A 24,579-nucleotide genomic window follows, 5' to 3' on the forward strand; every position below is an offset into this window, starting at 1 on the left:
CTGAAGGTTATAATCTATTCATTGAACTATCTTAATGGATATACTAATTCAATAGGTTCATTGATCAATTCCTCTTTGAAAATATAATTATGATCTGCTCCCACAACACATAGAATTTTCTTACCCGGATTCGAATGATACGTGTTCTTCACACGTTGAATCATGATCTGATTTCGTACGATCCATCTAAAGTTATTTGCTTTTGGATTAATCTGATCCAACCATTCATATTTTTGTTTCGTCATAGTATCAAATGCATCCGAGTTAAAGGGAATCGACCCAACGTCATGTGTATTCATTTGTTTAGCAAACCATTCATCATCGATCTTCTCCAACGCTGCACGCTGCTCTTCTGAGAAGCCGTTAAATGGATCAAAAGCATTCCAGACATCTAACTCAAACCAGTCAATAGGCACAAACTCTATATTTCGTTCTTCGCATAATGGAAAGATAAGCTCCCAATACTCACTGGCTGGCTCCCCCCAATATCCCTTATCCTGTTTATCCTTGATATACTTCTTCCAACTCTGGGGATGCACTTCACCGCAGATCATATCCGGGTTGAATTCTGTAATCAGATCCTCATACAGGGTAAGTGAACTATTATATTTCTCTCTTAATTCTTGATTATGAATTGTCCCCAAGATTCCAACGACCGTCATATCATTTCTCCTTTGTAGATGTTATATAATGTTGCTGAGATTCCTATGTAGGTCTATAATCTTTTCTTCAAGAAGTACTGAATAATTCCTTCCGGGTATTCATCGATCATTCCAAACACTTCGTAACCCATCTTCTTGTAAAATTCAGGAGACTGATAAGAAAATGTACTTGTATGTGAAAGTTTGCAACCCTCACTAACAGCAATGCTCTCTGCTTGCATGATTAATGATTTCCCATACCCATTTTCCCTGTATTCTTCATCAATCCAAAAGTTATCAATATATAAAGTATAACAGTACGTAGCACAGAAGATCCCACCTACTGCTTTGCCTGTCTTATCCCTTAGAAACAAATTGATGCTTTTGCCAGGTTTCTTTAACAGACCATTTGTTTCTCTTAGATTGTATTGATACAGATTGCTACAGACAGCATGGTAATCCTCCTCATGATCTTCAAATACAATTTTCAATTCGTCGTTAACAGCAGGGATATTCATTTTTAACGTCCTCACAATTTCATAGTATTTGTCTATGATTACATGTTAACAATGTTCAACCTCTTTTTCCAATGATTTCTGTACACCCTTTAGGAAAGAAATCATAAGCAAAAAAGGCCGCCTTTGCAGGCAGCCCTTTACTTAATATAACCTTATTTACGAACGGAGAGAATGAACTTCTCCAGCGATTCTGTATTGGTAATGCTGTGATTACATCCTTGGTTCTCCATGCATACGTATTGACCAATCGCAGAATAATTATCCGGTAAAGCGTTCTTGGTCTTGACCGTGAAGAATGCAAGCTCTTGATGCCGATTACAGAATAGGCAGTACCCCTTCTTGTGTGTCGGCGTTATTCTTCCCTCAATACCGATAAACTGTCCTTCGAACGGATACACAACGAATAATTTATTCGTTGCAATATCTACCCAGCTCAGATACGTTACATATCGAAAATCAATGGATGTTAAATCAGGCATTTTCATCTTTTTGTTCTTCGGAAATAACTTCTGAATTTGTTTCAACGTAATCGGTGGATACAACTCCAGGTATGGTTCTAGTGCTTTCATATACCGTTGAAAATCGTCTGTTGTCTCCAGCGACGAGATTTGCTCCAGCATTTGCTGCTGATTCTCTGTCAGATCCGTAAATGCATCAATGATGTTTGTTGCAGCACTGTATCTTACAGTCTCCAGAACCCTGCGATCCGCGGCGGATTGCACGGTTTTGCGAACAAATTCCGCTTGTCTTTTAATCAAATTATATTGGTGGTTTCTAATAAATGGTGTACTCATAGCTTTCAGCTCCTTATTTTTTGTAGAAAAAATCAATAAGGGCAAAGCCTGTTATTAGAAACGATAATATTAAGTATGGGCGAAAGAATCTAAGCTATCGCGCCCCACGCAAAGTATCGCCCCCGATTAGGCTTTGCATGAGTTATTTCTAGCTAACGAGCAATTCAGCATTGCCATCTGAGTAACCCCCAATCAAATATCATGCGAAAAGTATATCAGAGAACTTCACATGGATCAATTGAAATGAGTTTTCATGGATGTTCTTTTATGCCGTTGTTTTTGATTGTAATATCTGATCATTCACAAATCCTTGTAAGAAGAAAAGCTCATTGTCATTTGCTTTCCGATCATTGGCTGCCTCAAATCGCTCAATCGCTTCCTCTAAGGATGTGGATTTCACAGCATTATTGGCGGAGATGAGCTCTCTCCAATACGTAGCCATCTCCTCCACGTCACAGATCGACTCATGACCAAGCAAGAAATGAACGGCATCATATTGCTGAATGTCCGCAATCATAGGCAATAACTTGTCTTGCTTGATATGATATAGCGAATTTGTAGTTGTGTTGTAAGCACTGTCGCCCAGAAAAATGACCTTTTCATCCGGAATATATACAATAGTTGAATCATCGGTATGGGTGCTGCGAATGGTTTCCAGAATACACACTTTATTACCTAAATCCACATGAAGTGATTCTTCAAAAATGATATCCGGGTGGCTTAATTGAAATGTGTCTCTGTCCGGTATTTCATGTTGTATCGTTTCCATGCACAGTGTGGTCATCTTCTTGGAATGCACATACTCCTGTAGAGAGTGGTCATCGTAAGAATAGTTCCGCCAATCATTCATCTTTTGGTTAGTTAGACTATTCATAATAATCGTAGCTCCGTATTCATTCATTCCTAAAAAATGATCCCAATGGGCATGAGTGATGACCACATATTTAACGGGCGGAACGTTTAACTTCTCTATCTCATGTAAGAAATCCCTTGCATGTTGAACCGAATTTCCAGCGTCAACGACGAGGCTGTATTTATCACCGCAAACTAACCCCAATGTCGGTCTTTCTTTATCATTTTGGTTAGATAGATAATAGATCGTTTCACTTAATTGATTTAGCATGTTCATTCTCCTCTATAATAAATTCTTGATCATAAGAGAGAAAATCTGCATGCTTATTTAAATCAACATTTAGATTTTCTCATTTTATTTGTTTACCAATGGAATCACCCCCTTTTGTTTTTTCACGTCATCTAAATATTTCATCATCTCACCAGATGCTCATTCTTCTTTTGCATTAAAAAATGTATCATTTGTGATCTGAAATATTCTGTCTGTTGCCTCATGGTTTATCGGATCCCTGACCAACATACTAAATATTTCTCTAAGTTCTTCTATTCGTGATAAGACTTTGTCTTTGGATCTTTCCTCTCTAAGAGAGATATATAATTGGTTCAAACTAATATCTAAATCATCATTCAGTTTCTCAAAAGAAGTTAGTTCCGATATCGCAGCTGCATTAGACACACTTGATATCATTGATCTATACGTATAATCATTAACAACCATACTAAAGCTGTGCAGGACATTACTTATTTCATATCTGAATGAATTATCAATCGAATTCTGAAGCTCTTTTCTTTGATTTTGAGATTCAACAAATTTAAAACCAAGAATGATTAAACTCAATGTTAATAAAACTATAATATAGGTACTTATTTTCTTCATTATTGAATAGCTCCTAATAACCGAAATTTAAACGATGCTATATATTAGACGCTCTTCCAATGTTATAAGTTCGGCTTTTTTCTATGAGCTGTTAGCTGTTCAAAAGCAAATAGAATACGAATACCACTTTTTCAACGTTCTTTAGTGAGCCTCATGATACCATCTTCGAAGTTGATTAATGTGGGCTTGATGATAACGACTGTGATCAGCGATATGCCATATACCCCAGCGTATGGTCGCTTGCTTCTCATTCTCATGTCCAAAAGTGACAATCCTCGCTAGATCATCATCCGTTAATTGTGTACACGCATCCTTTAACATGGTTATGACACCTACATATGTCGACATAAGTGTACTCAAAGATATTTCCTGAACCATCGGAAGTCTGCCATTTTCATCAATCATAGGACCATGTTGCTCTCTTAAGTTTTGAGGAAGTGGTTGTCCCTTTATTCGATAAGCCAAATTCAGATCGACGTAGGTGATATGTTTTATTAATTGAGCGGTACTATTGAAGTTGTTATTAGGTCCTTTATACTCTAGTTCTTCCTGCAACATACCGTCTGTAATTCGTTGGAGTCGTTGGCTGTTTTCTATAACCGCAGCAAATAACAACCCAACAACAGGTGACATATTGGCTTCGCCTTTTAAATCATAAAGCACCCTAACGCCTCCTTGAGGTTGTCTTCATCGTTCTTCCCTTAGAATCTCCTTGATTTCTCTTAATTCTTGCAATATTTCTTTGGTGTACTGATTACTCTTGGAATTATCCATTCCGATTTTCACAACAAAAATACCAAAAAACATAGACACTACCAACATTAATATAGTCCCAATAATAACCATCCTTTCCTCAAGCAACAGAAACCCGAGAGATTAGAAACAGCGATGCTGCCCATTCAAAGAGATCCATTCGGGTTGATAGTTGATTATTTAACCGTGACTACTCATGTACAGGAACATACATCGTTTGTATCTCTTGAACGCCAGAAACAAATCCAAGATTAAAATAAACTGATTCGGCATCATTGCCTTCCATGACATATAACCTTAGAACTGGATACTTGTCTTTAAGAGAAGTCAGGGCTCTTTGCAGCATGCGTGTAGCAAGTCCTTTTCCTCTGTAAGCGGGGTTGACTCCGATGCTGTATACTGCTGCTTGATTATCCTGCAAACAAAGGCGACAGTTGGCTACGAGCTGTCCAGTAACCTTATCATATACAAGTGTAGAAGCTTGCGTTAGGTCCTCGTTGGTAAAATAGATTTCTTCGTTCGGGATAAAGTCTTCAAGGGATGTTTTCTTTCTGCGTAAGGCTTCAAAACCTCCTACAAAGCTGTCAAAGTCACACTGAGCGATTTCATCTTCATTAATGTAATGCTTAGCACCCGTTTCATTCTCAATAATTTCGGGGCTCTTAACTATAAAATCATGATCCCAACGCACATTGAAATGATCTGTCGGGCGCTGCATCCAGCGACATCTGAACTCATCTGGCCAGAATCCAGCCCTCGTAAATAAATGTACTTGATCGGGGAGAATTTCATATATCTTGATACGTTGAGTTGCATCAGACCATTTTATGAGTATTCTTTTAAGAAGCTTCAGTACCTCAAATGAATCATTGAATGGGGGCATAAAGAATAGATGATATAACGTATTGGGTGCCATCCTTACCCCACCGATTTTTGACTCTCCTTTATAAATCCAGAAAGAGTTATTCCGCGAAACATTGAAGTAGTCTTCCTCTCTAAAAAATCCAGTATAGGCCATATTATAATAGACGGAACAATACAGTCCCCATTCTTCGGGCTCAGCCTTTTGAATGGAATACTCATTTGATAAATCATAAGAATAAAGTTCCTCGGACCAATTATTTAATTCCACGCGTTATTCCTCCTCATCAATGCTAACTACCCACAAAATATTTAAGGCATGTGTTATCTGAACATTTCTAGTCCCCTCCTTAAATAACATGTCCTTTACTATTTACTTGATCAATTCCGTCATTAATCTTATTTTTCAGCAGCTCATGAAATTTACTTTCTTCCTTCTTTAAATGCTCCTCAAGGAAAGCAGAGATATACTTATTAATAGTGGAATGCTTTTGTTCTATCCCATCTTCGTTGTAATGTATCGGAATATCGCTAAAAGTCATATGATGAGTACCGTTTAATTTAATAAATGAACTATTCAGATCACTCGAGTTAAACAAAGACTCATACCCACTTAGTAACAAAGGTAATAGGTCTGGAGAGATTTCATTTTCCAGTTCTTCAAACGAGCATTTCTCTTGCCGAGCTACCAATAACTGAACAGTTACTCTCTCTTCCTTACTCGTCGTCATTAAATGGAAACTAGGATCTAATAGAATACTAGCCTTAATTCTCTTTTCTCTTTTAAGCAATTCATAAGCAGCAGCCCCACCTAATGAATGACCAATGATCCCCATTTCATTCACATCCACTATGGCCTTAAGATCATTATCTGAATCCAAGACTTTATCTACATTTTTCAAAACCCAACTGATATTTTCAACTCTAAGCTTCAATAATTGTTTCCAAGAATGAATATCTAAACTGTCTATTTCGGATATCTCTTTGGATTGCTGGACAAAGCGACCGTCAGGAAAAATGGAAAATATAGATTCATGAGTGGCTCCTATAGTAATGACAACAAATCCGCACTCCACTAAATGCTCTACACAAAAGGAATACATATCTCTAACGATACCAAAAGCCGGAGCTATAAAAATAATGGGACAGTTTTTAGCCGTAATGTCAACACACTCATAATTATGTATTTTTGTATCCAGATTACATATATAATCCTTATCCACTCCCATACTAGAGAGCATATCAACAGCGGAAGAGATATTAGGTTCAAAAAACGAAATATACTTCGACTCATGCTCCACTGGATTGGAAGGATAGTATATACTAATGAGCACTTCTCTGGTTTCCATACTTATCGGATCAATACGTGATTCATCCTTTAAAACAAAAATCTTTTTTCCAACAGTCATTGCATTCACCCTTATAATATTTGTAGATTGACTTGAATGTATGATTCCATAACTTCATTGATTAGCCTTAAATTCATTTTATAATTAACTCTTCAGGCATTATCCAAAATTGATTTGTTTCTTTATTAAGTTTTAAGTGAATTGTTTGTTGTTCACCTTTCTTCAAGCGTTTGTAGCTTGTGCCCATACTGAAGATACTTCTTCCTGGGGTCCATTGCAGTCCACTCACTTGTCTATTATGATGCACTACTAAATACTCATTAGCTTTAATTTCATTTCCCTCAACAAGATTACTGGAGGTATTGTTAAATAAGATGTTTACAATTTTTATCTTGGTAGAGACTCTGTCTCCTAGTATATTTTGTTTACCTGTTCCTTCAACTAAAACCTCCACATCAGCTTGGGATGAAACGAATTCATAAATGCCCAATTCTTGACTCGTTCGATCAAGCACTATGTATTGATTCAATATTAAATATACACCAATGATTCCAGATACAATGAGTGATAAAGCAACTACTATCTTCCGCCTTCTCTTCACCGAAACTACCTCCAAAACTTATTGATTTCCGAGGTTGCATATTACGTTTGTGAATCCATGCCCTCACCAGTTTAAATTCTTCAAAGAAACGGCAACAATGCTTTTAAGCGGTGAGGGCAGCTTAACATTTCCGTCTTATGCTTCTGGATAAAGGTCTGTTGATAAATATCGTTCACCTGTATCCGGGAATAGAACAACTATACTTTTATTTTTATTCTCTGGCCTTTTGGCAATTTGCACTGCTGCATATGCAGCAGCACCAGACGAAATACCAACTAATAACCCTTCGGATTTAGCTAAAAAACGTGCTGTTCCAAATGCATCTTCATTGCTTACCTGTACGATCTCATCAACTACAGATCTATTAAAATTGTCGGGAACAAAACCGGCACCAATTCCTTGAATGGTATGCACTCCTTTAGTTCCTCCAGAAAGCACCGGGGAATCCAAAGGCTCTACAGCTATAATCTTCACATCTTCTTTTCTTTGTTTAAGTGCTTCGCCAACTCCAGATATGGTTCCACCTGTACCAACACCACCAATAAAAATATCCACTTTGCCTTCGGTATCTCTCCAAATCTCCTCTGCGGTTGTTACCTTATGTACTTGTGGATTTGCTGGATTTTTAAACTGTTGAGGTATAAATGAATTAGGGATTGTAGCCGCAATTTCTTCAGCCTTTTTGATAGCTCCAGACATTCCTTCTGTGGCAGGTGTAAGAACTAGTTCTGCTCCCAGAGCGATCAACAGCTTCCTACGTTCTACACTGAAACTCTCAGGTAGTGTTATGATTAATCTGTATCCTAATGCAGCAGCTGCAAAAGCAAGTCCTACACCTGTATTTCCGCTAGTCGGTTCTATGATCACTGAATTTTGGTTAATTAACCCCTTCTCTTCAGCAACTTTAATCATTCCATATCCGATTCTATCTTTTACACTACCTGTTGGATTAAAGTATTCCAATTTAGCAATGATCTTCGCCTCGACTTGATACTTTCTCGCAAAATTAGAAAGCTCCAATAGCGGTGTATTTCCAATCAGATCTGTGAGATTCTTCGCAATATTAGTCATGATCATACCTCCAAAATACATTTCCAACTAAATTAGTTGGTTTTAATATCAAGTTATCATGCATGGTAAAATAATACAACTATTGAACTTCTACTTTATAACATAGGAAAGCAAGAGTTATTAAACTGAGCGTGAAACCTTTGTTATATAATCCCCATCTAAAAATTGAGATCACAAATCCAATACTGTTATGAGCTCATCATGGCACACCTCACCATTTTCATGGAATCCAAAGCTCTCATATAGCTTTTTGGCAGCCAAGTTATCAGGACTATATGGAATCCAACAATAACGTGCAGGTCCAGCTGGGAAAGTTCGAATAAACTCCAATATTTTCTTTAATGCTTCCCGGCCATAGCCCATGCTCTGGTACTGCTTGTCAATCATCAGTCGCAAAATACAATAGCTATTGTCAGCAATGACAGGAAGATCATAACCCGTGATTCCGTAAGTTATCATTACAAAACATACAGGTTGCTCATCTGCGTAAATTGCAAGTGGGAATGGGGAGCCGCCATTGGTTGCAAGAACATAACACGATGCTACACTTGATAGGTTTGATGCAACATATTGTCGCTGCTCTTCTGAAACTTCCAAGTTAAATATAGATCGTCGGTTATCTAGTGTTATTTTTCTGAGCGTAATCATGCAGACTCTCTCCTCACCAAACATTATAGATTTAAGCGGTTTCAAGGTAATACCCAGTTGCTCTTATTGGAGCTTCTTTCTCATATACAAAGCTATTTCTTCGTTTTGACTATGATTATTTGAATATAGTGATACATCAATTCCTTCAATTTGATAACCACATTGCTTGTAAAAATGAATGGCTGGAACATTCGTATTCTGGGTTTCTAACGTGATCGCTCTGAAACCTTGTTCCTGGGCAATCTCATTCACTTTATTGATCAACAGTCTCCCATATCCTTTTCTTATGTATTTTTCATTCACCTGAAGATGCCATATCATCAGCGTATTATTCCAAGTTTGTGGTTCAGAAATGGCGAGCGCTATGATTTTCCCATCTATATATATTCCATAAGAAAATCCCAGTTGTATGATTTCTTCATATCGTTCCAAATCATCTGTGCTGTTCAATTCTTCTTTTTCGTAGATGTCATCCAAATTTATCAACGTTAAATTCATACTAAAGGAATCTTGTGTCTCTTTTCTGGTAAGCTCATATTTTTGAGTTGATTTATATCCAAAGCTTCCAAGTTGAAGCCAATCTTCATTGGATAGTTTCTCTATTTTTTTGATCTCCATTACATCACCTCAGAATTAAAATACTTTACGATTTGCTTATAACGTTGTTTCATTCTTGCTTATATCTCTTCTTTCGACCTTAATTTCCATATTCCTGCATCCCTACTTATTGTTTCCTATCTGCAAAATTAATAATTCTCAAAAGAAAATAATAATAATCCCGACAGGACAAACCTGGCGGGATTTCGTTTGAATAGATATCGAAATTAGTTGTTACGTAGCAACTACATGGTTCATCTCTTCATTTGCCATAAAGTCAGAACGATTCACATAATACAAATCATAGATTTGTTCCGTATTGTTTATCAACTTATACACTTCGTGGTGAATATCAATGACTAATTTGACATAAGGCAATTTTCCAACCGCTTTCTTGGATCGAATGTTTTGTTTTCGAATTTTAAGAAAGACTGTTTCAATTTCATGTTGAAGAAACAACTCAGCGAAGAAGGCTTCCTTTGCTCGTTGATTGTAACCTTTTCCGAAATAAGGGGCTCCAATCCATGTTGCAAGAAAACCTGTATTATGTTCCATGTGATATAAATCAATGGTTCCGATGGGATGTCCCAGCTCATTAAGGATCGTTCTGGAAATACATGTGTTTTGCTCTTCTTCATCAATCACCTGTTTAGTAGCAAATAAATATTCCTCATAAGATCGGCACTTATGACGAACGTATGGAAAAACAGCGGGGTCGACCATTAAATCATGCAGTGAGTGGCATTCGTGCAAGTCTCGTTTTTTTAACATTTAAACGACCACCTAGTCCTTTTAGTTCGCTGAGTCAAACAAACTAAGTATATAAAAGGACGTGTGGAATCTAATGAATTCTATATTGCTTTTATGTAAAATTCATCATAGAAATGTTTTCCAGATTACTTGACTGAACGTAACGAATATCGTCTGATTTTTGGAATCATTGACCCGTCGAAACAACCTCACTATCATCGGTTTAGCTAGTCCACTCATCTTCGCTAACATCATTTCATGCCCATGGATAAAATTTTTGGTTCGAGGAAACATTAATCATACTACTTATCCTTGGGAGTGATGTTATGCTGTACCTTATCAGCTTTGTGCTCATGTTTGCTGGCTTAGCCTGTATCAACATTATTTTTTCATATCAAAGCAAGCATATTGACACTCAGTTCTGGTCCACATTCAAATTCCATCTTTGGATGCTGCCTCTATTTCTCGCCGCTAATCTGAGCGTAGGATACGGTGTCAAGTTTGGAATGAAAGCTGTCAGCCAACTGGGCTATGTTCTGGTCATTGCCAAATGCATAGAAGTGCTCATCTCCATATGGATGGGATATTGGTTTATGAAGGAAGTACCTTCTTGGAAAACGTGGATTGGGCTTGTGGTCATCATTATAGGTGTTGTACTGGTTAAACAGAAGTAGGAGTCTTCCTCCGATATATCATCACTGCACCTCTTTCGTTAAATTAAAAAACGAATCGATATACAATTTCATCATCATATACGTCACCGGTCTCAGTAAACTTCATTTTTCCATAAAGCTTTCTGGCAACTTCATTATCTTCACATACCGTTAAATTCAGACACTTACTATGGACATAGTTCTCTTTTATATAGCTAATTACTGCATCTAGCGTTGCTCTTCCATATCCTTTACCTTGGTAGCTTACATCGATCATAAAACCATTTAACCAATAGGACCAAGCTGTTGTTTCATCGACTGTGATCATAACAAAACCCACTAAGGTATCCTCCGTGTTATATATGCAAAATGGTAGATACTTGTACTCATCCCCATCTGGACGAATGTGCACCTTCGCTAGGGACACGGCTACTGATGGAACATAATGATTTTGATTGGCTTGAACTTGTAAGTTTAATGCATCTTTCCAATTCTCTCTAGTAGTAGGTATTAATCTGATCACAATATATCACTCGTTTCGTTTCGTTTTCATATCCGATGGAAGTTCATTTCCAGTTACATTTTGAACAGGATAATCAAGGCCTGCCCACAGCCTGTTAATGATGTTGTCACTGGTTATTCTACCTTTAAATCCGGTTGAAGTTGTAAGAGTCCCGCTCTCATACATATATACAAGTCTGGAGCCATCATTCTTATTGAATACAATAGAATAATCTCCATCCAAAGATAATCCTTTGCCCTTCGACTTTATTTCACTTAAGTTGGTTAATACGTAGGCGATATCTTTTGTCTCAGTTACATTAATCATTTGGAGATCACCTTCGTTAGAAGGTAAAACAAAATTATATATTTCAGCATTAACAACTTCGTCAGGCTTTATTGATATAGTGCTCTTCTCTCTTAATACAGTTAAAGAAACAATGCAAACAACAATAGCAATACTTAAACCAAGTATTAAATAACGATTTTTCATACTACTTCACCTCTAACGACCACAGCTTGAAACAAGCTGAATCATCTTCCCCATAATTACTTCTTAACCTAAAACGTTGAATTAACTCCAGTCACCAAAATGTTTCTCAAGGAACCTTACTTCCTTCTCATAATGAGCCAGATGACCCTCTTCAACCATTTTGATAAAAGCTGTTTCTCCTGACGCCGCCCGATCAGATAGTGTGGTACACATGAAATGAATTCGAGAAATCACCCATTCCTTCAGATCTGTCGGCACATCCATACCATAAGCGTTAAAAAATAACGCTATACGTCTTTTCCGCTCAGATGCATGATCCTGTTTATTATATGGAACGACTTCTCTTTCATCTTTACCCGGTGAAAAACCTGCTAATGGGACAGAGGTATACAAGCTGTAAACGATATCCCATAGACGCGGACCAGGCCCTGCCATGTCAAAATCGATGATTCCTACAGGCAGCCGATCTTTAAATACAACGTTATACAATGCAAAATCGTTATGGCAGACTATTTCTTCTTTTGAAGCTATCAATGGGCAATTATTCAAAGAAACCGTAGATGTAACAAAATCCACTGTAGCATCATGATAGCTTTTTAAAAGTTTCGCTACTTTGTCTAAGATCTCATCAGACCACATATAACTTTCAATCTCAGGATAGTCATTTCCCGAAACCACACCATCCAGGTAAGAAAGGATTTCTCTGTCCTGCTCATCTACTCCCAAATATCTAGGGGAATGCGCATAGCCCACCGTTTCAAGGTGCTTAAGCAATTCATATACATACGGATTCGGTATAGCGTCACGCCTAACTGTGCTACCTACTTTTACAACCTTATTCACATTGCCTCCGTTTAGGGCTTCTTCGTACTCAGGCAAAATGAACCCCTCCTAAGATCGGTTTTGTGTGTACCTATTTGTTTTATCCTTTCTGGGATTCCCAGGGAATCCAGCAATCAATAACACAAATCCGACGAAAAATAAGAAATATACGAGAAAACCCGTGAAACCATTATCACTTGCTGGGATTATCTCGCGTGTTTTCCCACCTGAAGCGTATCCCGCTTCCACTATGGCTGTAGATATTCTCACGGAAATTCTATCTAAGGTTGAAATAAAAATACTGCTAATCATGAGAACCGCACCCAGGATTTTATTTGTATTGTTCATGAGCTACCTCCTAATTCAATCCAGTTTTTATCTTTCCGTCCATGCTGTTCGGATATATCCCAACTTCATGCCAACATGCTCCATATTTCGATGGCTTTGAGATAAAAAAGAACATTGCCCTACCACCAGATTACATTCCTTATTCAAGGCTTCCGTTATTCTTCTATTCAAAAGCTGTTGATGTACACCCTGATTTCTAAACTCAGGTAATGTTGCTGCAAAGGTTAAGGATGCCTTTTGATTTTTAATAAACAGAACACTTACCGCTGCAGGAATGTCATTGACATATGCGATGTAAAATTTCCAACCTGGACGGTGATAAAGAACCTTATTATTCTGGGCGACATAAGGGATACCATCATCCGACAAACCGGTCCCCCTGCAATGAATGGTCGCGTATAGCTCGAATTGATCCTCTTCAAGTTCCTGAATTTGGATATGATCTGAGTGATTCTTTTTTTCTTCCGGTTTGATGATCAGAGATGAATGAAATCCCGATGCATTCATGCCTAAGTCGGTTAAACGTTTCAAGAAGTTCTGATCCACCACAGATGGAATAACTTCGAACTGAACCTTCCGATCGCGCTGTCTATAAAAATCAATGATAGCATCCAGATGTTCCAGATCATTATTCGTTAAACCCTTCACCGTATTGAAAGTGGGCCATGCCATGGTCTTACTGTAGAAACAGATGGCATTTCCAAATTGCTGAATCTCAATTCCTTCCGGATTGTTGTCCCGACTCTGTATAGCAAGCATGCGATCTGTCATATAATCGATTTCAGAGAGTTCAATTTCTTTAATTAAATCTATGGATGGAATCAGTCGATTCATGTCTTTACCTCCAAATAAAAGTACGGGAACTCCATTTTAATCCCCATCAAAATAATTCATTACATGGCCTATACTTTACAATGGTAAGATGCTCCCACTCCTTATACAGTTGCTCTTTAGAGAGTATCTTCCACGGGTTGAATATCGTTTGCCCATCTTTATTGAAATATAGTTCTTCTCCCAGATGATATGCTGCATGTTGAATGATCCCATTCTCATCTGTCCATACGACAACGTCCCCTTGATGTAGTTCGTGAGTTAATAACTCCTCGTATTGATACTGTTTTAATTTCTCAAGAAACGTTTTTTGATGTACCCATTCATAGATAAACCAATCCTGTTTCCCTTTGGAGATTGCAAACAAAACTGCTGCGAGGCAATTTGCACCTTGGGAACTTGCAAACGAATTGGCATATGGTTTTAGAAAATCAGGTAGCGACTCAGGTGGCTTCTCACATTCCCCTTTATCCCACCATTCGTAAACCAATGTCGTAAGTATCTGTTCTTTGCATGATTTGTTCAGCTTTTCCCACATGTAGCGCTGAAGGATAACGTCCCCATCAATCACATAGCTTGCAGGTATTTCCTCCAAATCATGTACAAATGTAACAGGGAAAACAAGCCCTCTTCCACTTTGCACTTGTGCATTTAATAAAAATCGTTTCTTATCTTCAGGAATGGTTTCTATCCATTCTTTATGCGCAATGATTACATAATCAACGTTCTTAATATTCCAGTACTCATAACCATTCACATAATTCACTTGCCTATAAGTGCTGTGGTTATAGAACTCCTCTTTTGGCATTAATAGCACATCGGTAAAGTCAAATTCATAATCAAGATGTTCTTTTGATAGGAAAAACAAATCTTTTTCCGGTACATAACAATCCATCCACGAAAGTAAAACTTTTTTACCCGGTTTAATTATCAATATGTATTCCTCCACGTTGGGTTTGAATTTTACATTTCCACTTTACTTCTCACTACTCCGTAGTAAATCAGATCCTCATACCGGTCTTCTTTCTTGACATGATCCATCAGTACTCCTTCTTGTATCATGCCAATCTTCTGTATAACTTGTCCGGATGCCGGGTTAGAAGCAAAGTGTCGCGCATATACCTTATGATATTTTTTCACATCAAAAGCGAAGTCTAACATGGCTTTAGCTGCTTCCGTTGCATAACCTTTTCCCCAAAACGGCTGACCTACCCAATAAGACAACTCACCGTTATCGTAACGTTGTTGATTAGATAATGCTATTGCCCCGTACAAATCACCTGTCTCCCTATTACAAATAGCAAATTCATAACATTTATCTGCATTAAAATTTTCGTTATGTTGCTCTATCCAAGACACTGCACAATCTAATGTATATGGGTAGGGTAATGTGAGTGTATTCTTATAAATGTTGTAGTCATTACATAGTCTGGTAACGGTATCAGCATCTGCTTGCGTAAATAATCTTAACAGCAGCCTTTCTGTGGTCATCGTTTTAGTGAGATCGTTGTACACCATACTATCCCCGCCTTTTACATGAAAATGGATCATTGTACCTTCATAATGACCGATTTCTATTTATTTCAATTTCATTTTATATATCACTTCACCATCCTGATTTTCCAATTCCTGATTAATAAATCCTATCTTCTCATATAAGGCTCTTGCACGTGCATTACTTTTTCTAGGGTGTTTCAAGTAAAGATATCGCGATCGCCTCTTCCCAATTCGTTCTATCGATTGGTTCTATAGTAATTGGGTTCATTCAAATATCCCTTTCGTTTGCCGAATTATATTCGTTGAAGTAGATTAATGAGTTACTTGAGTCCTTATTGTTTAGCTATGATTTCAACTGTATCGATTACGTTATATTTTTTAAAATCATTTAAAATAGTTTGTGGTAAATAGTCATATAAATCTGATCGGGTTGCCCACATATACTCGCTATGTTCTTCTGAAAGTATCACTCGGTCATCTGTCGCTCTGCACAAATATGTCAGTAATACGATCTGTCTATGCGGATCCGTAAAAAAAGTAGTAGCAAATAGTAACTTCTCAACACTCACTTTAAGCCCAGCTTCTTCTTTCACTTCACGAGCCAAAGCTTCTTCTAATTCTTCTCCAAAATCGATCTTTCCACCAACGGTTTCCCAGCTCCCAGCGGCAACTTCATCTGCACCAGAACGTTTTAATATCAATACCCTGCCTTTATTTTCAATGACTCCCTTAACCACAACAACGATGTTGTTTTTCAAAATACCTTCACCCATATGTTATTCAGAGAACTCAACTAAAATGGGATGATTGCTCTCATCCAATGCTTTGTGAATTCTTTCCTTGAAATTCCCCCAGGTTATCATTTCATTGGCTTGTTCTAATGTAAAGAAACCAACCTCATCACTTTCAATACTTGTAGTTAGAGTTCCTCCAATCGGTTTCCCAGTGAATATATTGTTACATACTCCCCGCGTAGTATTCTGATATAGGCCACAAAACTTAATAAGTTCAATATCAATGCCAGTCTCTTCTTTCACCTCTCGAATAGCAGCTTGTGTGATGGTCTCACCTTCTTCCACACAGCCTTGAGGCATTTCCCAGCCTCTCCGTCCCTTCATAAGTAAGATTTCATCGTTCTCATTAAGGACAATCACACTTGCAGACACAATAAATTTCATTTAAAGTCCTCCTTTTTTATGTTTTAGATTCAATACATCCAATTAAAAATAATAAGCTCCCTTTAATCAAAAGGTCCTCTGCATTCAATTAGCAATAATAAAGTGCAATCCGTAAACCACAGTTCTTAACTTCCTTCCCTTCGGACCGTTCCAAATGAAATCTTCATGCTGGCTGCATAAGTCAACCAAGATTCATTATCAAATACTTTGGAAAATGTTAATTCCGCTTCATACTGCGCCTTTGCTTCATTTTGGGTTAAGCCCCGAGTTGATAATCGTTTGGTTACCTCTACTGAATTGCCAGGATCCTGTCCTATACCATCTTCTTTAATTGAGTGATAGAGAATGTTTTTTGTGGTAGAGTCCATGTTTTGATCTAGAAAGTTGACCTTATCACTCATTCTACATTCCACATTCGTTAATCCTAATTGACTCATTAATATGGGCAATCGCATTCCAATATTTCCATCTTTACCTGTACGTATATGATCTTTTTCAAATAATCTCTGTAAAACGCCTAGTTTAATGATTTCACTTTGTTCAACGCCCTCCACATGATAGTTCGCCATATTTCCAATCCAATGAGGTTCAAAACAAATGATTCTTCCACCCTCCAGCACACTTTCAATCATCCTTTGGAGTATTTTCACAGAGTCATCCATATGTAATAAAAAAGCATGACTCAATGCAATGTCATACTTCCTCTCCAATACAACGTCTTCTATATCACAAGTAATAAATTCTGTATCATAAGGAAGTTGGGAGAAAATCGTCTTAGCTTCATTGATTAAAATTTCACCCTTATCTACTCCAGTGTAGGTTGACCCTTTTGGTAAAAAAGGCAGCAGTTTAAGACCCAAATAACCAAACCCACACCCATAATCGATAACGCTTACAGGTTTATCTATCTTCCAAACAAATTGCACTAAAAATTGAAGGTAATCGTCATTGTAGTACAGCCATCTCGTATTTTTAAGGTATTCAATTTTATTATCCCAATAATATTCAGACATTCGATTATGCTCCTTATAGTTTCTTTTGTAGCAATACTTCTTCCGTTCTGGCATAGTTTGATTTTTCGTATGTCTTTATAGCCCTTTCATTACTTTGGCCTGTCAGAATTTTTACACCGGTAACACCTCGTGCTTTGAATTCCTCCTCTATAAAAGCAATTAGCAACGTAGCTAATCCTCTTCTCCGGGCAACTTCGGCAATATACATTTCTGTGATTTCTCCCTGGAGTGCACGATAACAAAAAGATTTAAAATATTGAGCACAAGCGAATCCAACTGCCTGATCGTCAATCACAGCTAGAGCAATCAACTCATTAGATAAAGCAAGACTATCTATTACTTCTTCTACGGATGTACCTATGCCATTAAAAGCATTATTGAGCTTAAGAAGGTCCTCTGCATCATTTTCGTTCGCCCAACGTATATGAATGTTCTCTTCTTTCATTACGTGACCTCCAATAATAACAGTGTACAGAAATTAATGATCCGGATAGGTTTCTTTCAAGAACTTGATGGATTGGTTGATCAACGCTTGTAATACATCTAGATTGATATCTGCAACTTTATTGACGTATACACATGCTTTTCCTGTCGTATGTTTTCCAAAGTCTTTTAATAGATTCTCTCGCTCGGCATCACCTGTCGCAAAATACAAACTGATTTTTGCTTTTCGAGGAGAAAAGCCCACCAGGGGTGCGTCACCTTCATGACCAGATTCATATTTATAATGATAGGAGCCGAATCCAATAATACTCGGTCCCCACATCTTTGCTGTATACCCTGTTGTTTCAGTGAAAATATCTAATAGCTGATACGCGTCTTCACGTTTTTTGGGACTATCAACACTTTCAATAAATTCAATGACGCTGTTGTCTGTTTCTTTTGTTTTAAGTTTGTACATTGATAAAATCTCCCTTCATGTCTTCCGTTGCTTTAACGCAGGGAACAGACTTAATATCAGACCAACAATCAGAAACAATATCCATTGTTCGTAACTAATGATTAGAATCAGTTCCCAAAAACTTGCCGGCCCGGAGTTTGGTTCATCATTGTATGGGTGGTCAAAAATAGCTGGTAGTACTCCTAGGGCTGTAAAAACGATTCCAATAATCAAAGAAAGAAAATAAACAGCTCTCTTCAATGCCATCACGCCCTCAAATAATCAGGAAGTCTTATCATGAAGCGTTCACTATTTCTATTAAATTGATATTGTTCATATAATTCATGTGCATCCAATGTTCCAAGTAACCCCATTAAATCTTTAAAGCGATCCGATTGTGTAATCACTTCAATTAGTTTCTTACCAAGTCCTTGGCTCCTATATTCCTCATGAATAAAAACATCACAAAGCCAATACATTGTCGCATCATCTGTGACAACCCTTGCAAAACCAACTTGAATTGCCTCTTTATATATCCCAAAACATATTGAAGAATGGATGGACTTTTCAATTTTTTCATCGGATCTCTTATTGGCCCAATAGCTTCTAGATAAGAAACCCTTTACCGCATGGATGTCCATAAGTTCTTTGTTATCACTGATAAGATATTCTCCATATATAAAATCCATTCAATTCCAGCTCCTCTCAAAATCCTCGATGATTCAAGTAATACTTAATTCCGGCACGATCAACATCAGAAAAATTTAATGAATTCTCCATAAATAATTTATTTAGTTTCTTAATGTCAATCCATTGAATATCTATTGTTTCGTCACCAGCTTCTAGCAAATCTCCACTTGCCTTACATCTAAAATAATATCCAACAGAATCAATTGGTCCCTTAATGGTTTGATAAGCAGCGAATGGTCTAAGACATTCCACTTCAAATTCAGGATTAATTCCAGTTGTATCAATTCTTGTTTCAGTACCTTCAATTTCATAAACATCTAATCCGGTTTCTTCTTTAACCTCTCTTACCAGAGCTTGGATCAACGATTCAAACGGTTCAATTCTACCTCCAGGAAGTTCAAACTGAAAAGAGGAATCTATCTTTGTTCTTCTTTGTATAACAATCTCTGTTGCTTCGTTACCAGGTCTTTCAATGATCGCTCTTGAATTAACATAGAACATGCAATCAGTCCTTTATTAGTTTCAAATTTTCTTTATAACTCAAGGGACGTTATCAGCTGCTCATCAGTTTTAATGTTGTCACTAGAATGTTTGACCTTTTTCTTGATTACCTAAATCATGCATTTTTCATAAATCACAATCGTCATCTTGTCGTTAATTTGTTTCGTATCTCCCTTCTGTCTATATCCTAATTTCTCATAAAGGTAACAATTCCTCTGCTCTTCAGAGATTGTAGCCAACTCCCATATTCTCGCATCGCTATACCTATCTTCTATCATTGAAAATACTTTTTGTGCAATCCCTCTCCCTTGGTAGTCGGGTAAAATAAATACAGGGCTTACTCGATAGATTTTATTCTCCTTTTTTACTACTCTAATGGCCCCCACAGGAATATTTGCTTCTCTTATTAGGTAATAATCTGTATAGCTTTGATTTATTCGATCTTCTATTTGTTCTACCGTTTGATTTGCTGGGCTTGTTTCATAGTCTTTATATTTATTTAAAAGAGGCATGAATGCTTTTATTTGCATTTCGTGAATAATTGAAGCTTCTTTAAGACCTGCTTTGGATAATGAGATTTCCATTTCATATCGTCCTCCGTTATTAAAGCTAATTTAGTGTTTTGCTTCTATGTTAGTTCCCAACAATACACGTATAATATGCGGTTTCGTTCTTCTTGAATGCATTCTAAATCTTTAACTTCATTTGTATAGTTATTATTTTTTGTTCATTTAAATCCGTTATTCGCATATCAAAGGGTTTAAATCCTTGCTTGTGATAAAATGCTAGAGCCTTGATATCTGGTCTGGTGTTAAAGGATATTTAAACCGAGGACTAATATAAAACAATTCTTCCTTTGACTGAGGAAAAGAACTTATACTTTTCAAGTCTTCATTCATTAGAGATCTATAAGAATAGATAGGTACCATCTCCTTTTTTGGATTAAACGGTTTAGAATTCAATATAAAATGGTTGCAAATCTGGCCTTAAACAATATTCAATTCGTTGTTTGAAGTTCTTCCAAGTCACCTTATTTAATGCTTCTTCTATTGGAAAATATCCTGTTTCTAGGCTTTCACTAGTTACTATGGGTTCTCCCCCAATCGGTCTTGCTAAAAATAATGTATTCACGATTGAACCCTTCACATTCTGGAATATTCCACAAAATCGAATAATCTCTATATCAATCCCTGATTCTTCTTTTGTCTCCCTGACTGCGGCATCCTGTAAGGATTCTCCTTCTTCCACTTGCCCTCCAGGCATTTCCCATCCTCTTCTAGGTCCCCGGACTAGTAATATTTCATTGTTCTCATTCATTACAATCGCAGCCGCTGAAACGATATGCTTAGGTGGATTCATAGATATAGATAGTCCTCTCTTGGGGTATTAGTTTTAAAGTATTTTCAAATCGTCCTGCACAAGCGGGAAACGATGCTATGTATAGGGCTTCCTCATCCATAAATTATCCTACAAAGTTGGTTTCCAATGTCCATTCCAATCTTCGTAGCCATTCATTTTTCACTTCTTCATTTGTGTACTTTATCCGATCTAAAACATTAATTACTCTTGAAACTGAGTATACCTTCACTAATTCATTTGTAATCTTCAGATCTGAAAATTTACTATACGCATTAATAAAAATCTCAGACAACTCCCGAGAGAAGTTTGGATAATGTAAATGTACAAACCATATTACCCATGCGACATCTTGCAGTGGATTCCCCCAGCCTGCCCACTCCCAATCAATAATAGATATTAATTTATTAGATAAAATTGCATTATGCGGTCCATAATCTCCATGGATTAAGGTTTTCTCCCCTATAACTGATACATTAAGGATCTGTTTTACTTTTTCCTTTTGATTATTCGGTACATAGTTAAGATCATCAATATTAATATTTATTAGTTCTATGATTGACAGGTCAGGGTCACCATCTCTCCATTTTAATGAGTGAATATCTTTTGCAAGATGAATTCCAAGCAACTCGTAGATTTCCTTAGCTCTATGAATGTCTCCATCATCAAGAAATCTCTGGCTGTTAATTCCGTGCACGTAGTCCATAATAATGTACTGTGAACCGTTGTCTTCAAAATAGTCATGAATCTTTGGCGACACACCTGAATTATTCAATAGGGTTAAACACTTAATTTCGGTTATCGCATCACGATTATGAGCATTGAAAATCTTTGCTACGACCAGAGGATCTGATCCCTCAAGTAAAATACTACTGTTGGTGTAACCTCCGGTAAGCTCAGTCAGTGTACTATATTTAAATTTATGTAATAAGATGTCATGCATCACCAAATTCAGCCTTCTTTCTTTATTCTTAGAATCATGACTTTCGGAAAATGTTTTAAAGCGTTTGCATTTTTTCACATTGGATCATTGGATCTTCGATTTCACGAGACATCCCTTATTCTTCATCAATATAATTTAATACGTTATTTAAATACTTCTCTATAGGTTGTGACGAATCAACACGCAAACATTGAATATCATTAGGTCTCTTACTTTCATTAACATTATTTTTAAACTCTTCTTCAGATGTATCCGAAATCTGACTTATCATCCGTTCTCGATTTTGTAATCTTTTACTTATTTCCTGATAGTCATTCAGGTAACATTCAACGTACTTATATTTAGCATTATACTTCTTACTTAATGACGAACCTCTTTCAATCATCTCAGGATAAAAGCATGGACTATCGAATATTACGTCATAGCTTTGGGAGAGATAAAACTCTATCAGGGCCCAATCAATATTATATGAAGTCATACCTAAAACTTTTAATTCTAAATTACTATCCCCAATGGATTTTAATATGGAAGATTTGAGATATCATGATCAATAATTATGGCACCCGTAATTTTAGCGATCCTTCTTGAAAGAGTTGACTTACCGGAACCAGGAAATCCCGACATTTGAAGAAAAAACATCTATGAAACCACCTTTCCCTTGGAGATTTCCAATTCATATTTAACTTGCGTTTTGCTGTGCCCTTCTATGGTTTCAATCATTTCTTCTATTTCTTTAAATCCACTTTTCTCATAAAATGCTCTTCCTATATAATTCTCTTTCCCTACCCAGGCAAACAGTTTATTTATTGGCTTTAAATCTTGAGTGAATCTCTGAATAAATTCTTTTCCTATTCCCATTTTGTGATATTCAGGTCGTATATAGATTCTTAGTAATTCATATTCTTCTTCTTTGACTTGTCTTGTTTGAGCATATCCACCGACTCTGCCATTAAATTCTGCTATTAAAAAACTCCGTTTAGCACTTTGAATATCTCTATCGACAGATCGACTTAAATTCTCATCTGAATATGCTCTACTTAGAAAATCTTGTATGTAGCCTTCGGAGTATATGCCTTGATAAGTATAATTCCATGTTTCTTGAGCTATGGATTGAATGTGTGGGATATCCTCATGTGAGACAAACCTAATTGTTATCATCTGGCTATCCTTCTTTCGTTATTAATTAATGAACTTTATAGTCACTCTTGAGAAATGCATAAATAGCATTATCAACAAATCGATTCTTCCAATAAAAATTCCCCTTCAATATGCCTTCTTCTCTGAAGCCGATTTTCTCAAGAACCTTTCTTGATCCCACATTCTCCGGTTCTACAAATGCTTCAATTCGGTTTAAACCAAGCGTGTTAAATCCATATTCAATTACCTTTTCAACCACCTCGGTCATAAAACCTTGATGCCAATATTCTGGTGATAGTTCATATCCAATGACAGCCTTATAATGATTTTTCATCCAGCCATGAAAGCCACATGTTCCGATGACTTTGTTTTCCGACTTCAAAGTGATTCCCCAACGAATAGCTTGACCTGATTCAAATCTTTCATTCCACCTTTGAATTAATTCTTCTGCTTGTTTAATGTTTGTGAAACTCTCCACATCATAAAACTTCGTAACTTCATCCAATGAAAAACATTGAAATATATCTTTGGAATCATTCTTTGTTAGCTCTCTTAATACAAGTCTTTTTGTTTCTAACTTGGGAAACTGCGACATTTTAGTTCTCCTTAATGGTTTAAGTTGTTTCACTGAGCATCTCTAGGATTCAAATAAAAATAAATCTATAGAAACTGGGATCTTTTATGTCCTTTAATGAGGAAATTATATGCACTAAGCGCTAACCATATTATTACATATATGAAGTAAATCAAGCAAAAAAAACAGATGGTCTCTCATCTGCCCTGAAATATGGAGAAAGCCATGCAGCTGATTTAAAATCCCCCTCCATGCTCTTGATCTTAATTTTCCTCGACTGCCAATCTCCAGTCATTACATCGTATGGTAGTCCCAATAGGGTATTCAAAATCACACTCGCCAATATACGAAAAGCCCAGCTTGCGACAAATGGCATTTGAAGCGGGATTCTTGGTTTTAGGAAAAGCGTGAATGAATTTATGTTTCTTCTTTTCAGAACGGATAGAAGCTATGGCTTTTGCTGTTGCTTCTGTCGCTATTCCTCTACCTTGATATTCCGATAAAACACTCCAACCTATCTCGAAAATAGATTCTTCTTTCCACGACTGATCCCAATACCCTACACTACCCACGACTTCAAGATGCGGAAGTAAGAGAATCTTAAACATTTTCCCTGTTCCATTTTGGGCGATTTCATAATAGCGCTTATGGCGAGCTAGTATTTTCTCCTCAGTCTCTGGTCCTCCGAAGTGTACTGTCATCTCAGGCGAATTTAATTGGCGAAGCAAATCTAAATCTCCTTCGTCCCATAGTTCAATTCTTACCTCTGGCGAATTCCTTTGTTCCATCTCATTCACCTCACTGTTTTTATTTGTACCAAATTTAGAGGAAGAGACTTACTATTCTCAGT

Annotated in this window: 35 protein-coding genes and 1 pseudogene; 1 reads left to right on the forward strand and 35 read right to left on the reverse strand. The window is 36.9% G+C overall.

The genetic code is table 11. The features are described from left to right. Positions 1-26: 26 nt before the first annotated feature. The 14 genes from HP548_RS07080 to HP548_RS07140 all read right to left on the reverse strand — a co-directional run bounded on the left by HP548_RS07080 (position 27) and on the right by HP548_RS07140 (position 10,333). Positions 27-662, reverse strand: a complete 636-nt coding sequence (locus HP548_RS07080; RefSeq protein ID WP_076289645.1) for a hypothetical protein — start codon at positions 660-662, stop codon at positions 27-29. Between the two features lie 53 nt (positions 663-715). Further along, positions 716-1,159 carry a GNAT family N-acetyltransferase gene (locus HP548_RS07085; protein ID WP_175381274.1) on the reverse strand — a complete coding sequence of 148 codons (444 nt, stop codon included), beginning with the start codon at positions 1,157-1,159 and terminating at the stop codon, positions 716-718. 152 nt (positions 1,160-1,311) lie between these two features. Further along, entirely contained in the window at positions 1,312-1,953 is a 642-nt protein-coding gene (locus HP548_RS07090) for a FusB/FusC family EF-G-binding protein (RefSeq protein ID WP_076289644.1), read from the reverse strand. A 265-nt stretch (positions 1,954-2,218) separates the two neighbouring features. Continuing rightward, entirely contained in the window at positions 2,219-3,076 is an 858-nt protein-coding gene (locus tag HP548_RS07095) for an MBL fold metallo-hydrolase (RefSeq protein ID WP_175381275.1), read from the reverse strand. Positions 3,077-3,235: 159 nt separating this feature from the next. Then, positions 3,236-3,682, reverse strand: a complete 447-nt coding sequence (locus HP548_RS07100; RefSeq protein WP_175381276.1) for a hypothetical protein — start codon at positions 3,680-3,682, stop codon at positions 3,236-3,238. Positions 3,683-3,823: 141 nt separating this feature from the next. Beyond that, positions 3,824-4,345: a DinB family protein gene (locus HP548_RS07105; protein ID WP_175381277.1), complete on the reverse strand. Its 522-nt coding sequence runs from the start codon at positions 4,343-4,345 to the stop codon at positions 3,824-3,826. Positions 4,346-4,369: 24 nt separating this feature from the next. After that, positions 4,370-4,495, reverse strand: a complete 126-nt coding sequence (locus HP548_RS33680; protein WP_281364820.1) for a hypothetical protein — start codon at positions 4,493-4,495, stop codon at positions 4,370-4,372. 130 nt (positions 4,496-4,625) lie between these two features. Beyond that, complete coding sequence (locus tag HP548_RS33910) at positions 4,626-5,567, reverse strand: GNAT family N-acetyltransferase (RefSeq protein ID WP_175381278.1); 942 nt, start codon at positions 5,565-5,567, stop codon at positions 4,626-4,628. A gap of 79 nt (positions 5,568-5,646) precedes the next feature. Next, on the reverse strand, positions 5,647-6,705 hold the full coding sequence (locus HP548_RS07115; protein WP_217504643.1) for an alpha/beta hydrolase: 1,059 nt from the start codon (positions 6,703-6,705) through the stop codon (positions 5,647-5,649). Between the two features lie 73 nt (positions 6,706-6,778). Then, positions 6,779-7,246 (reverse strand): hypothetical protein, encoded by a 468-nt coding sequence (locus HP548_RS07120; protein WP_099853012.1) that lies wholly within the window; start codon positions 7,244-7,246, stop codon positions 6,779-6,781. A gap of 135 nt (positions 7,247-7,381) precedes the next feature. Beyond that, positions 7,382-8,317, reverse strand: coding sequence for a cysteine synthase A (cysK, locus tag HP548_RS07125; RefSeq protein WP_175381280.1), 936 nt, complete (start codon positions 8,315-8,317; stop codon positions 7,382-7,384). A 171-nt stretch (positions 8,318-8,488) separates the two neighbouring features. Beyond that, entirely contained in the window at positions 8,489-8,965 is a 477-nt protein-coding gene (locus HP548_RS07130; protein WP_175381281.1) for a GNAT family N-acetyltransferase, read from the reverse strand. Between the two features lie 63 nt (positions 8,966-9,028). Then, positions 9,029-9,583, reverse strand: coding sequence for a GNAT family N-acetyltransferase (locus HP548_RS07135; protein WP_175381282.1), 555 nt, complete (start codon positions 9,581-9,583; stop codon positions 9,029-9,031). 213 nt (positions 9,584-9,796) lie between these two features. Beyond that, a complete protein-coding gene (locus tag HP548_RS07140; protein ID WP_076289633.1) occupies positions 9,797-10,333 on the reverse strand; it encodes a GNAT family N-acetyltransferase in 537 nt (178 codons plus the stop codon). Between the two features lie 305 nt (positions 10,334-10,638). On the opposite strand from HP548_RS07140, the gene HP548_RS07145 reads away from it, so the two are divergent. Next, the gene (locus HP548_RS07145) at positions 10,639-10,986 is read left to right on the forward strand and encodes a hypothetical protein (RefSeq protein ID WP_063563286.1); all 348 of its coding nucleotides are present in this window, start codon (positions 10,639-10,641) and stop codon (positions 10,984-10,986) included. Positions 10,987-11,029: 43 nt separating this feature from the next. Here HP548_RS07145 and HP548_RS33305 read toward each other — a convergent pair whose 3' ends face one another. The 21 genes and pseudogenes from HP548_RS33305 to HP548_RS07250 all read right to left on the reverse strand — a co-directional run bounded on the left by HP548_RS33305 (position 11,030) and on the right by HP548_RS07250 (position 24,517). Next, positions 11,030-11,491 (reverse strand): GNAT family N-acetyltransferase, encoded by a 462-nt coding sequence (locus HP548_RS33305; protein ID WP_175381387.1) that lies wholly within the window; start codon positions 11,489-11,491, stop codon positions 11,030-11,032. Between the two features lie 3 nt (positions 11,492-11,494). Beyond that, the gene (locus HP548_RS07155; RefSeq protein ID WP_175381283.1) at positions 11,495-11,959 is read right to left on the reverse strand and encodes a hypothetical protein; all 465 of its coding nucleotides are present in this window, start codon (positions 11,957-11,959) and stop codon (positions 11,495-11,497) included. A gap of 81 nt (positions 11,960-12,040) precedes the next feature. Next, on the reverse strand, positions 12,041-12,838 hold the full coding sequence (locus HP548_RS07160) for an aminoglycoside phosphotransferase family protein (RefSeq protein WP_175381284.1): 798 nt from the start codon (positions 12,836-12,838) through the stop codon (positions 12,041-12,043). Between the two features lie 12 nt (positions 12,839-12,850). Next, on the reverse strand, positions 12,851-13,129 hold the full coding sequence (locus tag HP548_RS07165) for a hypothetical protein (RefSeq protein ID WP_063563283.1): 279 nt from the start codon (positions 13,127-13,129) through the stop codon (positions 12,851-12,853). A gap of 27 nt (positions 13,130-13,156) precedes the next feature. After that, positions 13,157-13,963: an N-acetyltransferase gene (locus HP548_RS07170; RefSeq protein ID WP_076289629.1), complete on the reverse strand. Its 807-nt coding sequence runs from the start codon at positions 13,961-13,963 to the stop codon at positions 13,157-13,159. 46 nt (positions 13,964-14,009) lie between these two features. Then, entirely contained in the window at positions 14,010-14,894 is an 885-nt protein-coding gene (locus HP548_RS07175; protein ID WP_175381285.1) for a hypothetical protein, read from the reverse strand. Between the two features lie 29 nt (positions 14,895-14,923). Next, positions 14,924-15,478: a GNAT family N-acetyltransferase gene (locus HP548_RS07180; RefSeq protein WP_175381388.1), complete on the reverse strand. Its 555-nt coding sequence runs from the start codon at positions 15,476-15,478 to the stop codon at positions 14,924-14,926. Between the two features lie 311 nt (positions 15,479-15,789). Beyond that, a complete protein-coding gene (locus HP548_RS07185; protein ID WP_246317979.1) occupies positions 15,790-16,215 on the reverse strand; it encodes an NUDIX hydrolase in 426 nt (141 codons plus the stop codon). 18 nt (positions 16,216-16,233) lie between these two features. Continuing rightward, positions 16,234-16,635, reverse strand: a complete 402-nt coding sequence (locus tag HP548_RS07190) for an NUDIX hydrolase (protein WP_175381287.1) — start codon at positions 16,633-16,635, stop codon at positions 16,234-16,236. Between the two features lie 125 nt (positions 16,636-16,760). Then, positions 16,761-17,648: a class I SAM-dependent methyltransferase gene (locus HP548_RS07195; protein ID WP_175381288.1), complete on the reverse strand. Its 888-nt coding sequence runs from the start codon at positions 17,646-17,648 to the stop codon at positions 16,761-16,763. Between the two features lie 13 nt (positions 17,649-17,661). Beyond that, positions 17,662-18,093 (reverse strand): GNAT family N-acetyltransferase, encoded by a 432-nt coding sequence (locus HP548_RS07200; protein WP_175381289.1) that lies wholly within the window; start codon positions 18,091-18,093, stop codon positions 17,662-17,664. Positions 18,094-18,126: 33 nt separating this feature from the next. Beyond that, positions 18,127-18,549, reverse strand: coding sequence for a DUF1801 domain-containing protein (locus tag HP548_RS07205; protein WP_099853056.1), 423 nt, complete (start codon positions 18,547-18,549; stop codon positions 18,127-18,129). Between the two features lie 245 nt (positions 18,550-18,794). Beyond that, positions 18,795-19,217 (reverse strand): GNAT family N-acetyltransferase, encoded by a 423-nt coding sequence (locus HP548_RS07210; RefSeq protein WP_175381290.1) that lies wholly within the window; start codon positions 19,215-19,217, stop codon positions 18,795-18,797. 16 nt (positions 19,218-19,233) lie between these two features. After that, the gene (locus HP548_RS07215) at positions 19,234-19,719 is read right to left on the reverse strand and encodes an NUDIX hydrolase (protein WP_175381291.1); all 486 of its coding nucleotides are present in this window, start codon (positions 19,717-19,719) and stop codon (positions 19,234-19,236) included. 110 nt (positions 19,720-19,829) lie between these two features. Beyond that, positions 19,830-20,303: a GNAT family N-acetyltransferase gene (locus tag HP548_RS07220; protein WP_175381292.1), complete on the reverse strand. Its 474-nt coding sequence runs from the start codon at positions 20,301-20,303 to the stop codon at positions 19,830-19,832. A gap of 367 nt (positions 20,304-20,670) precedes the next feature. Further along, positions 20,671-21,078 carry an NUDIX hydrolase gene (locus tag HP548_RS07225; protein WP_076289617.1) on the reverse strand — a complete coding sequence of 136 codons (408 nt, stop codon included), beginning with the start codon at positions 21,076-21,078 and terminating at the stop codon, positions 20,671-20,673. Between the two features lie 103 nt (positions 21,079-21,181). Then, positions 21,182-22,096 (reverse strand): phosphotransferase, encoded by a 915-nt coding sequence (locus tag HP548_RS07230; protein ID WP_175381293.1) that lies wholly within the window; start codon positions 22,094-22,096, stop codon positions 21,182-21,184. Between the two features lie 37 nt (positions 22,097-22,133). Next, positions 22,134-22,657, reverse strand: a pseudogene (locus tag HP548_RS07235) (AAA family ATPase). Continuing rightward, on the reverse strand, positions 22,658-23,176 hold the full coding sequence (locus HP548_RS07240) for a GNAT family N-acetyltransferase (RefSeq protein WP_175381294.1): 519 nt from the start codon (positions 23,174-23,176) through the stop codon (positions 22,658-22,660). It abuts the pseudogene before it with no gap. Between the two features lie 25 nt (positions 23,177-23,201). Continuing rightward, on the reverse strand, positions 23,202-23,750 hold the full coding sequence (locus HP548_RS07245; protein ID WP_175381295.1) for a GNAT family N-acetyltransferase: 549 nt from the start codon (positions 23,748-23,750) through the stop codon (positions 23,202-23,204). 242 nt (positions 23,751-23,992) lie between these two features. Continuing rightward, positions 23,993-24,517 carry a GNAT family N-acetyltransferase gene (locus tag HP548_RS07250; protein WP_175381296.1) on the reverse strand — a complete coding sequence of 175 codons (525 nt, stop codon included), beginning with the start codon at positions 24,515-24,517 and terminating at the stop codon, positions 23,993-23,995. Positions 24,518-24,579 lie beyond the last annotated feature (62 nt).

Source organism: Paenibacillus taichungensis (assembly GCF_013359905.1).
Classification (GTDB): Bacteria; Bacillota; Bacilli; order Paenibacillales; family Paenibacillaceae; genus Paenibacillus; species Paenibacillus taichungensis.